The following is a 13,420-nucleotide window of genomic DNA, read 5'->3' as shown; positions in this document are numbered from 1 at the left end:
CCGCCCGCGCCGTGAGCGCGGCTGCGGGTCGTGCCGTCAGACCGTGGTGTCGATGATGCCCGGGATCTTCACGTCCGGGTTCACGTCCGCGTCGTAGTCGACGCCGGCGATCTCGAAGCCGAACAGGCGCAGGAACTCGGTCTTGTAGCCTGCGAAGTCCGTCGTCTCGTACAGGTTCTCGTTCGTGACCGTGTCCCACATCGCGACGACCTTCTGCTGCACCTGCGGATCGAGTTCCTTGTAGTCCGCGCGCAGGCGGCCTTCCTCGTCGACATGCGGCGTCGCGCCGTACAGGCTGTCCTTCAGGAGCCCGTACACCTGCTCGATGCAGCCTTCGTGCGTGCCTTTCTCCTTCATCACCTTGAACAGCAGCGACAGGTACAGCGGCATCATCGGGATCGCCGAGCTGGCCTGCGTGACGACCGCCTTCAGCACCGACACGCGGGCGTCGCCGCCGTGCGCGGCCAGCTTGTCGCGGATCGACAGCACCTTCTTGTCGAGATCCTTCTTCGCTTCGCCGATCGAGCCGTTCCAGTAGATGTCGTGCGTGATCTGCTCGCCGAGGTACGTGAACGCCGTGGTCTTCGCGCCGTCGGCCAGCACGCCGGCTTCGGCCAGCGCGTCGATCCACATCTGCCAGTCCTCGCCGCCCATCACCGCGACGGTGCCATCGATCTCTTCCTGCGTCGCCGGCTCGAGCGACACTTCGCGGATCACTTCCTTGTCGGTGTCGAGGCCGCGGAACGTGACCGACTTGCCGACCGGCTTGAGCGTCGAGCTGATCGTTTCGCCCGTCTTCGGATGCGTGCGGCGCGGGGCCGCAAGGCTGTAGACGACCAGATCGACCTTGCCGAGATCCTGCTTGATGGTGTCGATCGTGACCTGCTTGACCTTGTCGGAGAATGCGTCGCCGTTGATGCTGCGCGCATACAGCCCCTTTTCGGCGGCGAATTTCTCGAACGCGGCGCTGTTGTACCAGCCGGCCGTGCCCGGCTTCGTCTCGCTGCCTGCGCGCTCGAAGAACACGCCGAGCGTGTCCGCGCCCGAGCCGAATGCGGCCGAGATCCGGGCGGCGAGGCCGTAGCCGGTCGACGCGCCGATCACGAGCACCTTTTTCGGGCCATTGGCGATCGGGCCGTGCGAAGTCACGTAATCGATCTGTTCCTTGACGTTGGCTTCGCAGCCGACGGGATGAGTCGTCACGCAGATGAAGCCACGCACGCGCGGTTTGATGATCATGGGAGAACCTCTAGTCAGAAAGGCGGGGACGGCCTGAAATCGGAAAAATCCCGCGCATTGTAAAGGAAGCGGCCGATCGCGGGCGGGCGCGGCCGGAAGGCGCGCGATCGCCCGGTTATTTCTCTCTTGACAGAAATAACTGAAATGAATAAATTTCCAGACATGGAACTCACACCGATTGCCGAACGATTCATCCTCCACTGGGGCGAAATGGGCTCGCGGTGGGGCGTCAACCGCACCGTCTCGCAGATTCACGCGCTGCTCTATCTGGCCGGCCGGCCGGTGGCAGCGGACGAAATCGCCGAGACGCTCAACGTCGCGCGCTCCAACGTCAGCACGAGCCTGAAGGAGTTGCAGGCGTGGCGGCTCGCGAAGGTCGTGCACGTGCTGGGCGACCGCCGCGACCACTTCGAGACGTCGACCGACATCTGGGAGTTGTTCAAGCTGATCGTCGAAGGGCGGCGGCAGCGCGAGATCGAGCCGACGCTCACGGTGCTGCGCGATTGCCTGACGAGCCCGGAGATCGCGAACGAAAGCCGCGAGACCGAACAGCGCATCCGCGACACGCTGCAGTTCGTCGAGACGCTGACGACCTGGTCGGACGAGATGCTGCGGCTCAAGCCCGATACGCTGATGAAGGCGCTCGGCATCGGTGCGAAGATCAGCCAGACGGTCAGGCGCAAGCCGTCGAAGTAAGCGGTAACGGAGAGCGGGCACGCAGCCCGCTTTTTTCGGAGTTGTTGTTTCTGTCATTACAGAAATAACTGTAAATAGAGGACGAACATGAACGCAGTCTTGCCGTCGACCTGCCCGCCCGAGCGTTCCGGCGCACGCGGCGTGACTGTGCTCGTGTGCGGCGCGAACGGCTTCATCGGGCGGGCGCTGTGCGCGCAGCTCGAAGCGGGCGGGCATCGCGTGCTGCGCGGCGTGCGTCACGCGGCCGGCCCGCACGACGTCGCGATGGACTTCGTGCGGGACGTCGATCCGCAAGCATGGCTCGCGCGGCTGAAGGGTGTCGACGTGGTGATCAACGCGGTCGGCATGCTGGCGGATCGACGCGGCGCGACGCTCGACGCCGTGCATCGCGCCGCGCCGTGCGCGCTCTTTACCGCGTGCTGCCGCGCCCGCGTGCGGCGCGTGATCCAGATCTCGGCGTTCGGCGTCGAGCGCGGCGATACGCGGTACTTCGCGAGCAAGCAGGCGGCCGACCACTTCCTGCAGACGCTGCCGATCGACTTTCGCATCGTGCGCCCGGCGCTCGTCTACGGGGCGGCCGGCGCATCGGCGCGGTTTTTCCGGATGCTCGCGAGCTTGCCCGTGCACGTCCTGCTGGCGGGCGGCCGTCAGCGGCTGCGCCCGGTGCATGTCGACGATCTCGTCGAAGTCGTGGCGCGGCTCGTGATGGAGCCGGCCGATTCGCCGTCGGCGGCGGGCCGCCGCGTGATCGACGTGGTCGGCAGCGACGAAGTCGAATACCGCGAGATGCTGGCCGGCTACCGCGCCGCGCTCGGATTTCCGCCGGCGGCCCGCGTGACGCTGCCGGGCCCGCTGGTCGGCGCGGCGGCCGTACTGCTCGGCGCGTTGCCGGGCGCGATGCTGACGCGCGACACGTGGACGATGCTGCGCGGCGGCAACACGGGCGATCCGGCGGCCACCGCGGCCGTGCTGGGCCGGCCGCCGCGCCGCATCGGCGGGTTCATCGGCGCGGAAGCCGCCGCGCTGCGCCGCGATGCGCTCGCGATGTGGCGGCGTCCGTTGCTGCTGGGCGCGCTCGCGATCGTGTGGATCTGGACGGCGATCGCGAGCGCCTTCATCCATCCGCTGCACGCAAGCCTCGCGCTGCTGGCGCCCGCGCATCTGACGGGGCTGCCCGCGCTGATCGCGCTTTACACCGCCAGCGCGCTGGACTTCGCGCTCGGCATCGCGACCGTCGTCGCGCCGTCGCGGCGCCTGTGGGCCGTGCAGGCGGCGCTGATCGTCGCGTACTCGGCGGTCATCGCGGTCACGATGCCCGGCCTGCTGGCCGAACCGTTCGGCCCCGTGCTCAAGAACGTGCCGATTCTCGCCATCCTGTTGATCCTCTTTTCAGAAGAAGAACGCGCATGAACACCTATCTCGTCATCAAGGCGCTTCACATCCTGTCTTCGGTGCTGCTGGTCGGCACGGGGTTCGGCACCGCGTTCTACCTGTTCTTCGCGAACCGCACGCGATCGGTGCCCGCGATCGCGGCCGTGTCGCGGCTCGTGGTGCGCGCGGACTGGTGGTTCACGACGCCGGCCGTGATCTTCCAGCCGGCGTCCGGGTTGTGGCTTGCGCATACGGCCGGGTGGCCGTGGCATACGCCGTGGCTGCTCGCGTCGATCGTGCTGTACGCGGTCGCCGGCGCGTGCTGGCTGCCGGTCGTGTGGTTGCAGCTCGAACTGGCGGCGATGGCGAAGCTCGCGCACGCCAACGGCGACGCCGCGTTGCCCGAGCGCTACTGGCGCTATGCGAAGCGCTGGGAACGGCTCGGTTATCCGGCGTTCTTCGCGATGCTGACCGTCTACTTCCTGATGGTGGTCAAGCCGATGTGAGCCCGTCGCCGTCGCGCGGAAGCGGCGGCGTACGCGGGAAAGCAGTCGATCGATTCATGATGCTTGCGATAACAAAAAGGAGTGCGAAGCATGAATGCCAATGAGCTGGTGCTGTACTTCGACGGGCGATGTCCGTTATGTGTCGCGGAAATCCGGCGTCTCGGCGAGCGCGATGCGCGACACCGGCTGGCGTTCGTCGACATCGCGGAGCCGGGCTTCGATCCGGCGCCGCTGGATGTCGACTTGCCCGCGCTGAATCGCGAGCTGCATGCGCGCTTGCCCAACGGACGCATGCTGACCGGCATCGACGGCATCGCGGCCGCCCATGCGCTGGTTGGGCGTCGCTGGTTCGCCTGGCTGCTTCGCGTGCCGGCGATGCGTGCCGTGTTCGCGCCGCTGTATCGCCGCCTCGCACGCAACCGGTATGCCGTATCGCGCTGGCTCGGGTATCGCGCGCAAGCCTGCTGCGAAGGCGGCGCGTGCAGCACCGGCAGCAACGCCGAAAGCGCGGCGGCGAATCGCCCGCCGCGCGACACTCCGCGCTGCGCCGTCGTGCGCTGGATGTACGCAGCCGCGATCGCGCACCTGCTCGTCGGCGCGGCCATTCCGTGGATTGCCGGCGCATCGTGGCTCGACGCCTATCACCGCGGCATCGAGTGGCATTTCTGGTCGACAGCGGCGCCCGAAGCCGCGCGCGCCCAGCAGGTCTGGTGGATGTCGCTGCTCGGCGCGACGGTACAGTGCGCGGCGGTCTGGATGCTCGCGCTCGTCCATCTCGGCAACCGGTCGAGGAAACGGGAAGTGTGGGGCTGGCTGCTGGCCGGCCTGTTGATCTGGGCGCCGCAGGACATGCTGTTGTCGTGGCAGGCGCAGGTGTGGGGGCACGTGGCGATCGACGTGGCCGCGCTCGTCGCGATGGTGCCGCCGCTGGTCTGGTTGTGGAGGAGGGATACCGCATGAACACGTTGCCTGCTTTCGACTGGGCGCTCAACCTGCTGATCGTGCAGGGCGCGATGGGCGCATTCGATACGCTTTACCACCACGAACTCACGCAAGACCTGCCGCACAGCCCGCGCGCGCGGCTCGAACTGGCGATTCATGCGGTGCGGTCCGTGCTGTACGGCCTCGTGTTCGCGTCGATCGCGAACGTCGCGTTTCACGGCGCGTGGGTCGCGGCGCTCGCGATGGTCGTGCTTGTCGAAGTGGGGCTGACCTTGTGGGATTTCGTCATCGAGGACCGAAGCCGCAAGCTGCCCGCGACCGAGCGCGTGCTGCATACGCTGCTGGCCGTCAACGGCGGCGCGTTGTTCGGGATGATCGCGATGCAACTCTCCGTGTGGGCGCACGAGCCGACCGCGCTGCAGCCGATCGACCTCGGCTGGCGCGGCGGATTGCTCAGCCTGTTCGCGGTCGGCGTGACGGTGTCGGGCGTGCGCGACGGGATTGCCGCGTGCCGCATCGCGCCACGCGCGCCGGCCGCCAACCCGTTCGCGGGGCAGCGGCCCTGCAATGTGCTGGTCACTGGCGGGACCGGCTTCATCGGCGAAACGCTCGTGAACCAGTTGCTCGATGCAGGACATACGGTCACGCTGCTGGCGCGCGATCCGTTGCGTGCGGCTTACTTGTTTCAAGGCCGCGCGCGCAGCGTGACGTCCGTCGACCAGTTGCAGCCGCACGAGCGTTTCGACACGGTGATCAATCTCGCCGGCGCGCCGGTGCTGGGCGCACGCTGGAGCAAGCGCCGGCAGGCGCTGCTGCTCGCCAGCCGCGTCGGCGTCACGCAGGCGCTGATGCGCTGGGTCGAGACCGCCGAAGTCAAGCCGCCTACGTGGATCCAGGCGTCGGCGATCGGCTACTACGGCGTGCGGCCGGGCGACGAACGGCTCGACGAGGGCAGCAGTACCGGCACCGGCTTCATGTCCGAGCTGTGCCGGCAGTGGGAGCAGTCCGTGCAACCGCTCGAGCGCCACGGCGTGCGCGCGGTGGTGCTGCGGCTGGGCATCGTGTTCGGCCCGGGCGGCGCGTTGCGCCCGATGCTGCTGCCGCATTACTTCGGGCTCGGCGGACGATTCGGCGACGGCGCGCAGGTGATGAGCTGGATTCACCGCGACGACGTGTTGCGGATCGTCGCGCGCGCGATGTCGAACACGGGCATGCGCGGCGTCTACAACGCGGTCGCCCCGGTGCCGCTGACCCAGCGCGCGTTCGTGCAGATCGTGACGAAGGTGCTGCGCCGCCCCGCGTTTGTGCACGTGCCGGCGGCACCGCTGCGCGCCGCGATGGGCGAGATGGCCGAGCTGCTGCTGGACGGGCAGCGCGTGGTGCCGGCACGGCTGCATCAGGACGGATTCATGTTCCGCTTCCCGACGGCCGAGCACGCGCTGCGCGACCTGACGAATCGGCCGCACACCGGTTTCGCGCCCGCGGCCTGCCGTTTCCCGCGAGGTCGTGTATAACTTCGGCGTGAACGCGTTCGGCGCGTGCCGCGCGCGCCGAACGTTCGCACCCGACCTCACAAGGAGACTGCATGCTGCACGTCCTCGGCAAGATTCCGTCCATCAACGTCCGCAAGGTGCTGTGGCTGTGCACCGAACTGAACCTGCCGTTCGAACAGGAAGACTGGGGCGCGGGCTTTCGCACGACCCACGACCCGGCCTATCTCGCGCTGAATCCGAACGCGCTCGTGCCCGTCATCAAGGACGACGACTTCGTGCTCTGGGAATCGAACACGATCATCCGCTACCTCGCGAACCGCTACGGCGGCGACGCGCTGTATCCGGCCGAGCCGCAGGCGCGTGCGCGCGTCGACCAGTGGATCGACTGGCAGGGCTCGGACCTGAACCGCTCGTGGGTCGGCGCCTTCCTCGGCCTCGTGCGCAAGTCGCCCGATCACCAGGATCCGGACGGCATCGCTCAGTCGATCGCGGGCTGGACGACGCACATGCGCGTGCTGAATGCGCAGCTCGAAAAGACCGGCGCGTACGTGGCCGGCAACACGTTCACGCTCGCGGATATCCCGATCGGCCTGTCGGTGAACCGGTGGTTCGGCACGCCGTTCGAGCATCCGGACCTGCCGGCAGTGTCGCGCTACGTCGAACGGCTCGCGACCCGCGAAGGCTTCAAGCAGTACGCGGGCAGCGCGAATCCGTAATGCGGTGCAGGTAGCGCGTGAAGCGGCGGTATTGCCTTCGTCGCCGCTTCACGACCGATTCACCGACGCACCTGCCCGTCGTCACGCACCGGGCGCCGGCACCGCGTCGAGCACGCGTGCGAGAAACGCCTCGTGATTCCACGCGGCTTCCGGCCGCGACAGCCCGAGCCGCACGACCACCAGCTCGCGGCTCGGCACCACGCTGACGAACTGGCCTTCATGGCCGACCGCATGAAACGCGTCGGCCGGCATCGCCCGCGCATGCGGATCGCGATCGTTGAACGGCTCCGGCACCTTGACCCACAGCTGCGCGCCGAATTCCTGCCGCGGTGACTGGGGCGTCGCGCGCGTCAGATAGCGCACCCAGCCTTCGGGCAGCAGCCGCTGCCCGTTCCACACGCCGTCCTGCAGCAGAAGCTGCCCGAAGCGCGCCCAGTCGCGGGCGCTCGCATACATGTACGACGCGCTGACGAGCGTGCCGGACGCATCGGGCTCAAACACCGCGCTGCGCATCCCGAGCGGCGCGAACAGCGCGCGGCGCGGAAACGCGAGGTAGTCGGCGTCGCTGCCGCCCAGCGCTTCGCGCATCACGCGCGCGACGATCGCGCTCGTGCCGCTCGAGTACGACCACTGCGTGCCGGGCGTCGCGGCAAGCGGCTTCGCCGACGCGAACCGCGCGGTATCGGGCTGCGTGAACAGCATCACCGCGACGTCGGAGAGCGGATCGTCGTAGTCCTCGTTGAATTGCAGGCCGCTCGTCATCCGCAGCAGCTCGTCGAGCGTGATGGCCGCGCGCGGATCGCCGCTGCCGCGCCATTCTGGCAGCAGTGCCGACGCGTCGGGCGACAGCCTGTGCCGCGCGACCAGCGTGCCGACCAGCGCGGCCGTGACGGTCTTCGTCATCGACCAGCCGGGCAGCGGCGTGGCGGCCGTGAAGCCGGGCGCATAGCGTTCGGCGATCACCTGGCCGCGCCACATCACGACGACCGCGCGCGTGCGCCGCGGCCGCGCCGGATCGGGTTCGTCGAACGCGCGGTCGAGCGCGGTCTGCAGCTTGTGCGTGTCGATGCCGGCGGGCGGCGTGGCCGGTGCGGGCGGGTCGGGTTGCGCGGGCGGCGGATCGGGGAGGGCCGGCAGCGCGGCGGGCAAGGTGGCCGCCGCCGCACCGGCCGTGGCCCCGAGCGCGAGCGTGCAGCCGAGCCCGGGCCGGAAGTCGGCTTCGCGTTCGGCGAAGCCGGCGAAGGTCGCCACGGCGCGACGATGGTCGGGATCGAGCGACGGGCGCACCAGTTTCAGCAGCGGATGGACGCCGGCCATGATGTCGACGTCGATCACGGATGCGGCCGGACGGCCCGACACGAACACGCCGGAACACAGCGCCTTGGCCGCATAGCCGGTCGCGATCGGCGCGAGCCGGGACAGCATGTAGCCCGTATAGCCGATCGCGGCCACGAACACGAGCGCGACACCGCGCAGTATCGGCTTCTTGAGGGGGATCGTCATGCGCGAGCGTCCTCGGTGGCGTGCCGGCCGGCATCGATGCGGCAGTGTCGCAGGTTCGGGCGATGCGGTGCAATCGCTGCCGTGTGACGCATGGTGACCGCCGCGTGCCCGACGGCGCGGCCGGCGTCGCGCATCGGGCGAGTTGATATCGGGTCGGCCGTCGGCCGATAATCGTCCGGCATTGCGCTTTGCTCTGCCCGTCCCACTGTCCAACCGAGATCGGAAACGCCATGTCCTACGACAACAACAACCCGTTCGCCAAAATCCTGCGCGGCGAACTGCCGTGCGTGAAGGTCGCCGAAGACGACGCGACGCTCGCGATCATGGACCTGATGCCGCAGGCCGACGGTCACGTGCTCGTGATCCCGAAGGAGCCGGCCGCGCAGATCTTCGAGTTGTCCGGCGACGCGGCCGCGGCCGGCATCCGCATGACGCAGCGCGTCGCTGCGGCGGTGCGCGCGGCGCTCGAGCCGGACGGCGTGTTCATCGGCCAGTTCAACGGCGCGGCAGCCGGCCAGACGGTCCCGCACGTGCACTTCCACGTGATTCCGCGCTGGGAAGGCGTCGAACTGCGGATGCATGCGCGCGAAATCGCCGACGCGGCGACGCTGGAAGCGCTCGCGCAGCGCATTCGCGCGCGCTTCGTGTAACAGCCCGGCCACCGTCGGCGCGGCGCCCGCCCACCGGCCGGCCGCTGCGCCTCCCGAGCCTGTTTCAGCGGTCACACCACGTAACACGTGTAACCGCCCGGGAAACTCGCGCGGCCAGGCCCGGCGCTAGACTGCGCGCATTGTTTCATCGAGCGACAGGGAGGGCGGATCGCCTCTTCGTGCCGGCCGCCGCGTTGTGCTGCGGTGGGGCCTTCGCGAGGTGTCGTTCGTCTTTCGCGCCGGGAATCGAGCCATGTCCAGACTTCTCATCACGCTTGCCCTGATCGGCGGCCTGTCCGGCTGCTACGTCGCGCCGCCGTACGGCTACGCGCCCGCGCCGGCCTACTACGGCTATGCGCCCGCGTACTACGCGCCGCCCGTCACCGTCGGCATCGGCGGCCACTTCCACATCCGCTGATCCGTTGCGGCGCGCCGGCCCGAGCTATACCGGCTCGGCCGGCTGCGGCCGGCCGATGCACGCGAGTTCGCGCGCCGCATGACGGTGCCGCCCGGCGCGCGGGGCGCGCAGTTCCTATACTTCACAGGAAAGCGCATCCCCGCGAGGCCGTCATGACAGTCACCCCGAAGGTCGTCGTCCTGTCGGGCGTATCCACGCTCGTCTATCTCGGGCTCGCCGTGCTCGGCAGCGGCGGGTTCGCTGCGTTCTTCTCGCACCCGCAGCTGATCGTCATCGTCGTCGCGACGTTCGCGATGGCCGTCGCCGCGCTGTTCAGCGAAGGCAACCTGAGCAGCGGCGAGCGCGAAAATCGCGACAACCGTTGGGTGCTCGCGGCCTTCGCGGTAAGCGGCTTCCTGCTCGCGTACCTGCCGGCGCTGACCGACCGGCTCGACGTCTGGACCTTCGGCGGCGAGACGGTGCGCTGGATCGGCGTCGCGCTGTACCTCGTGGGCGGCGGGCTGCGCATGTGGCCCGTGTTCGTGCTCGGCAAGCGCTTCAGCGGGCTCGTCGCGATCCAGCCGGGCCATACGCTCGTGACCGGCGGCATCTACAGCCGCATCCGCAATCCGAGCTATCTCGGCCTCCTCCTCAATTCGCTCGGCTGGGCGCTGGCGTTTCGCTCGGGTGTCGGCGTGCTGCTGGTCGTGCTGACGCTCGTGCCGCTCGTCGCGCGAATCCGCTCGGAAGAGGCGTTGCTGCGGTCGCAATTCGGCGCGGAATACGACGCGTATTGCGCGCGGACGTGGCGATTGCTGCCCGGCGTGTACTGACCCCGCCATCTTCCCCCTCACCATCGTTCGGATGCCCGTTTGCGGCAGGTGCCGATGTGTTGCCACGTGTGTCTCGAACGTACGAGCGCGTGCGTGACCGACGTGTCGCAACGCGGGGACGGACCCTTGCCGGAGTCAATACCGGCAAGGGTTTCAGCCGGATTCGGCGGGCGTGTTCAACGCCTGTTATTCGACAACAACTTGTTACCAGAATGTCCACGGCAAGGATGCGGGACCGGTGCTATTCTTCGCCGCAAGCTCATTGAAATGAATTGGTCCACGGTTCGGCACAATGCCTGGCCCGATGTCGATCGATTCAGGTCGTCGTACCGAGCGGACCTCGATAACCAGAATTGCGAACAAGGAAGAATACGGGAATGTGGAAGAAAATCGCCCCCACTCTCGTCGTCGCCGTGCTGACCGGCGCGACTGCACTGCCGGCCGTGGCCGGTGACTTGAACAACGCGCTCGGCGGCGCGCTCGGCGGGGTTGCCGGCGCAGCGGTCGGCGGCGCGGTTGGCGGCAGCACGGGCTCCGTCATCGGCGGCGCGATCGGCGGCGGCGCGGGCGGCGCGGTGACGTCGAACCGTCGTGAGCGCACCGGCGCGATCATCGGCGGCGCACTCGGCGGCGGCGCGGGTACCGCGGCAGGCAACGCGATGGGCGGCCGCACGGGCGGCCTGCTGGGCGCGGCGGTCGGCGGCGGCGCCGGCGCGGCGCTCGGCGGCAACCTGTCGCGCAGCTCGTACGATCGCGATCACGGCGACCGCGGCTACCGTCATCACCGCAAGCATCGTCACCACCGCGACTGGGACTGATCGCCGCTGGCGCGGCACGGTGCGCGAGCCGCGCACCGGCGCGCCGCCGGCGTCGGCACCCGACGCGAGCCTCGGCCCGGCACGCCGCCGGGCGGCTTCGCCGGCCAGACCGGCGATCCTCCTCCGGCTTCATCAGCCGCTGCCATGTGCCCGATCGACGGGCCGGCAATGCTCCTTCCGCTGTTTTTCTCCGTTTCTCGACGACACCCGTTGCCGCATCCGAATGTGCTCGGACAGGGGCGGCCGGATGACATCTGCTTTTCCTTCGACCCGTCGGCTCGTTTCAGCCTGACGTAACGGTCTCCGTGCGGCCCTCGCGCCGCGATCCGCTGCCGCACACGTATGCCCTCCTTCGCCGCGCCACGGGTAACGGGATGCATCGAGACCAGCGCGTGTCTCCCCGCGTTGCCGCACCGGCGCATCGCGCGAACATCGCGACCGTCAGGATTTCCCTGATGGTCGGCACCTCGCGCGACGCGTCCCCGCCGTGCATCGCGGGCGCCGGCGGGTAGTGGGAAATCGAATGGATGGCATCGCAACATTTAATTGGTCGATCGGGATCGACTTCGCTATCGTCGGCGATGCTCGCGTACGGAGTCGAACCGTGCGGCCGTCCGCGCCTCGCCTGACCGCGAGCGCCGCGGCGCGGCCGCCGGCCCGACCACCCGGGCCGCCGCGTCGCTGAACCGGACGACCCGCCGCGAAGCCTGGCCGACCGATCGAAGGCGCATGCGCTTTCAAGCCACCCCGGCAACGATGTCCCGCCGCCGCACGCGCACTCCACGCGCATGCGAACCGCCCGATGCCGTTTGCGCCTGGGGCCGGACCAACCCATTGCCTGGATGCACTATGTCTAAGACAACGTATTACGCGCCGCATGGCGGCCACCCGCCGCAGACGGATCTGCTGACCGATCGCGCGATGTTCACCGAGGCGTACGCGGTGATCCCGAAAGGAGTGATGCGCGACATCGTCACGAGCTGGCTGCCGTTCTGGACCCACACGCGCCTGTGGGTGATCGCGCGCCCGCTGTCGGGGTTCGCGGAAACCTTCTCGCAGTACATCGTCGAAGTGAATCCGGGCGGCGGCAGCGACAAGCCCGAGCAGGACAAGCACGCCGAAGCCGTGCTGTTCGTCGTCGAAGGCGAAGCCGAGCTGACGCTGCAAGGCAAGCAGCACACGCTGAAGCCGGGCGGCTATGCGTTCATTCCGCCGGGCGCGGACTGGACGCTGCACAACGTCAGCGATGCCGCGGTGCGTTTCCACTGGATCCGCAAGCACTACCAGGCCGTCGACGGCATTCCGCTGCCCGAAGCGTTCGTGACGAACGAGCAGGACGTCGAGCCGATTCCGATGCCGGGCACCAACGGCGCATGGGTGACGACGCGCTTCGTCGACATGAGCGACATGCGTCACGACATGCACGTGAACATCGTGACGTTCGAGCCGGGCGGCGTGATCCCGTTCGCCGAAACGCACGTGATGGAGCATGGCCTGTACGTGCTGGAAGGCAAGGCCGTCTATCGGCTGAACCAGGACTGGGTCGAGGTGGAAGCCGGTGACTTCATGTGGCTGCGCGCGTTCTGCCCGCAGGCGTGCTATTCGGGCGGGCCTGGGCGGTTCCGTTATCTGCTGTACAAGGACGTGAACCGTCACATGAATCTGACGCTGAACCCGGCGCGCTGAAGCGCCGCATACGTCGGACATGAAAGCCCGCCGGCGTATGCCGGCGGTTTTTTTTTCGGGGGCTTCGTGGGTTAGAAAGTCAGCGGACAAGCTGTCCGACAACCCGAGCCCACATCGCCCGAAGGCGTCGCGCGCGGTCTTCGAAGAGATATGAGGCCGCAAGCGCCAGGAGACCTGAAATCGCACCCGTCACGATGTGCTCGAGATAGGGAATACGGTAGTGACTCGTGTGCGAGTAGGCGTCGCCCAACGTCGTCAGGACGCCGACGACCAGCGCGTTGCCGTATCGATGCGCGTAGAGTTTCGCCACAGGCGTGAAAGTCAGAAGTACAGCCAGGAGCCCTGTCAGGAGACCCGTATGAAAGGCGATGGTCCAGTGGGCAAGGCTCATGACGTTTCCCCAGCTCCCGGGCATGCAGGTCATGCACGCACTGGTCGGCTGCCAGAAACGCTGGACGAAGAGTCTGACGCGATGCTTCCACTCGGTTGACATGATGCGTTTCCATCCATGCCGTCGCCGCGGCCGGCGCCGCCACACGTAGGTGGGGCGGCTGTGCGCGGTAGGGGCCG

At 68.3% G+C, this 13,420-nt stretch carries 14 protein-coding genes; 11 read left to right on the top strand and 3 right to left on the bottom strand.

Annotated elements, in window-relative coordinates; translation table 11 throughout:
• Window positions 1-36 precede the first annotated feature (36 nt).
• Window positions 37-1,239 (bottom strand): enoyl-ACP reductase FabV, encoded by a 1,203-nt coding sequence (gene fabV, locus CFB52_RS27610; RefSeq protein ID WP_060968252.1) that lies wholly within the window; start codon window positions 1,237-1,239, stop codon window positions 37-39.
• A 162-nt stretch (window positions 1,240-1,401) separates the two neighbouring features.
• On the opposite strand from fabV, the gene CFB52_RS27605 reads away from it, so the two are divergent.
• The 6 genes from CFB52_RS27605 (at window position 1,402) to CFB52_RS27580 (ending at window position 6,963) form a co-directional block, all read left to right on the top strand.
• The gene (locus CFB52_RS27605) at window positions 1,402-1,935 is read left to right on the top strand and encodes a GbsR/MarR family transcriptional regulator (RefSeq protein WP_011548968.1); all 534 of its coding nucleotides are present in this window, start codon (window positions 1,402-1,404) and stop codon (window positions 1,933-1,935) included.
• An 87-nt stretch (window positions 1,936-2,022) separates the two neighbouring features.
• Window positions 2,023-3,345: an SDR family oxidoreductase gene (locus tag CFB52_RS27600; protein ID WP_059581886.1), complete on the top strand. Its 1,323-nt coding sequence runs from the start codon at window positions 2,023-2,025 to the stop codon at window positions 3,343-3,345.
• Window positions 3,342-3,812: a DUF2269 domain-containing protein gene (locus CFB52_RS27595; protein ID WP_059581888.1), complete on the top strand. Its 471-nt coding sequence runs from the start codon at window positions 3,342-3,344 to the stop codon at window positions 3,810-3,812. Before CFB52_RS27600 ends, CFB52_RS27595 begins: the two co-directional genes overlap by 4 nt.
• Window positions 3,813-3,902: 90 nt before the next feature.
• Window positions 3,903-4,772, top strand: a complete 870-nt coding sequence (locus tag CFB52_RS27590; protein ID WP_099318031.1) for a thiol-disulfide oxidoreductase DCC family protein — start codon at window positions 3,903-3,905, stop codon at window positions 4,770-4,772.
• A complete protein-coding gene (locus CFB52_RS27585; RefSeq protein WP_099318030.1) occupies window positions 4,769-6,268 on the top strand; it encodes a TIGR01777 family oxidoreductase in 1,500 nt (499 codons plus the stop codon). The genes CFB52_RS27590 and CFB52_RS27585 overlap by 4 nt, the downstream gene beginning before the upstream one ends.
• Before the next feature lie 71 nt (window positions 6,269-6,339).
• Window positions 6,340-6,963, top strand: a complete 624-nt coding sequence (locus CFB52_RS27580; protein WP_099318029.1) for a glutathione S-transferase family protein — start codon at window positions 6,340-6,342, stop codon at window positions 6,961-6,963.
• An 81-nt stretch (window positions 6,964-7,044) separates the two neighbouring features.
• Here the strand turns inward: CFB52_RS27580 and CFB52_RS27575 are convergent, their stop codons facing one another.
• Window positions 7,045-8,466 (bottom strand): serine hydrolase, encoded by a 1,422-nt coding sequence (locus tag CFB52_RS27575; RefSeq protein ID WP_059581893.1) that lies wholly within the window; start codon window positions 8,464-8,466, stop codon window positions 7,045-7,047.
• Window positions 8,467-8,696: 230 nt separating this feature from the next.
• On the opposite strand from CFB52_RS27575, the gene CFB52_RS27570 reads away from it, so the two are divergent.
• From CFB52_RS27570 to CFB52_RS27555, 5 genes are all read left to right on the top strand, one after another.
• Window positions 8,697-9,116, top strand: a complete 420-nt coding sequence (locus CFB52_RS27570) for an HIT family protein (protein ID WP_059581895.1) — start codon at window positions 8,697-8,699, stop codon at window positions 9,114-9,116.
• 253 nt (window positions 9,117-9,369) lie between these two features.
• On the top strand, window positions 9,370-9,534 hold the full coding sequence (locus CFB52_RS34820) for a hypothetical protein (protein WP_162838116.1): 165 nt from the start codon (window positions 9,370-9,372) through the stop codon (window positions 9,532-9,534).
• Between the two features lie 152 nt (window positions 9,535-9,686).
• On the top strand, window positions 9,687-10,346 hold the full coding sequence (locus CFB52_RS27565) for an isoprenylcysteine carboxylmethyltransferase family protein (protein ID WP_059581898.1): 660 nt from the start codon (window positions 9,687-9,689) through the stop codon (window positions 10,344-10,346).
• Window positions 10,347-10,723: 377 nt separating this feature from the next.
• On the top strand, window positions 10,724-11,164 hold the full coding sequence (locus CFB52_RS27560) for a hypothetical protein (protein ID WP_059581902.1): 441 nt from the start codon (window positions 10,724-10,726) through the stop codon (window positions 11,162-11,164).
• 849 nt (window positions 11,165-12,013) lie between these two features.
• Window positions 12,014-12,850 carry a bifunctional allantoicase/(S)-ureidoglycine aminohydrolase gene (locus tag CFB52_RS27555; RefSeq protein ID WP_059581905.1) on the top strand — a complete coding sequence of 279 codons (837 nt, stop codon included), beginning with the start codon at window positions 12,014-12,016 and terminating at the stop codon, window positions 12,848-12,850.
• A gap of 79 nt (window positions 12,851-12,929) precedes the next feature.
• On the opposite strand, the gene CFB52_RS27550 is transcribed toward CFB52_RS27555, so the two are convergent.
• The gene (locus CFB52_RS27550) at window positions 12,930-13,343 is read right to left on the bottom strand and encodes a hypothetical protein (RefSeq protein WP_059641459.1); all 414 of its coding nucleotides are present in this window, start codon (window positions 13,341-13,343) and stop codon (window positions 12,930-12,932) included.
• Between the last annotated feature and the right edge of the window lie 77 nt (window positions 13,344-13,420).

The sequence above is a fragment of the Burkholderia sp. AU18528 genome (assembly GCF_002223215.2).
Lineage (GTDB): Bacteria > Pseudomonadota > Gammaproteobacteria > Burkholderiales > Burkholderiaceae > Burkholderia > Burkholderia semiarida.
Note: the sequence above shows the minus strand (reverse complement) of the source record. Positions and strands in the feature narration are given on the sequence as shown.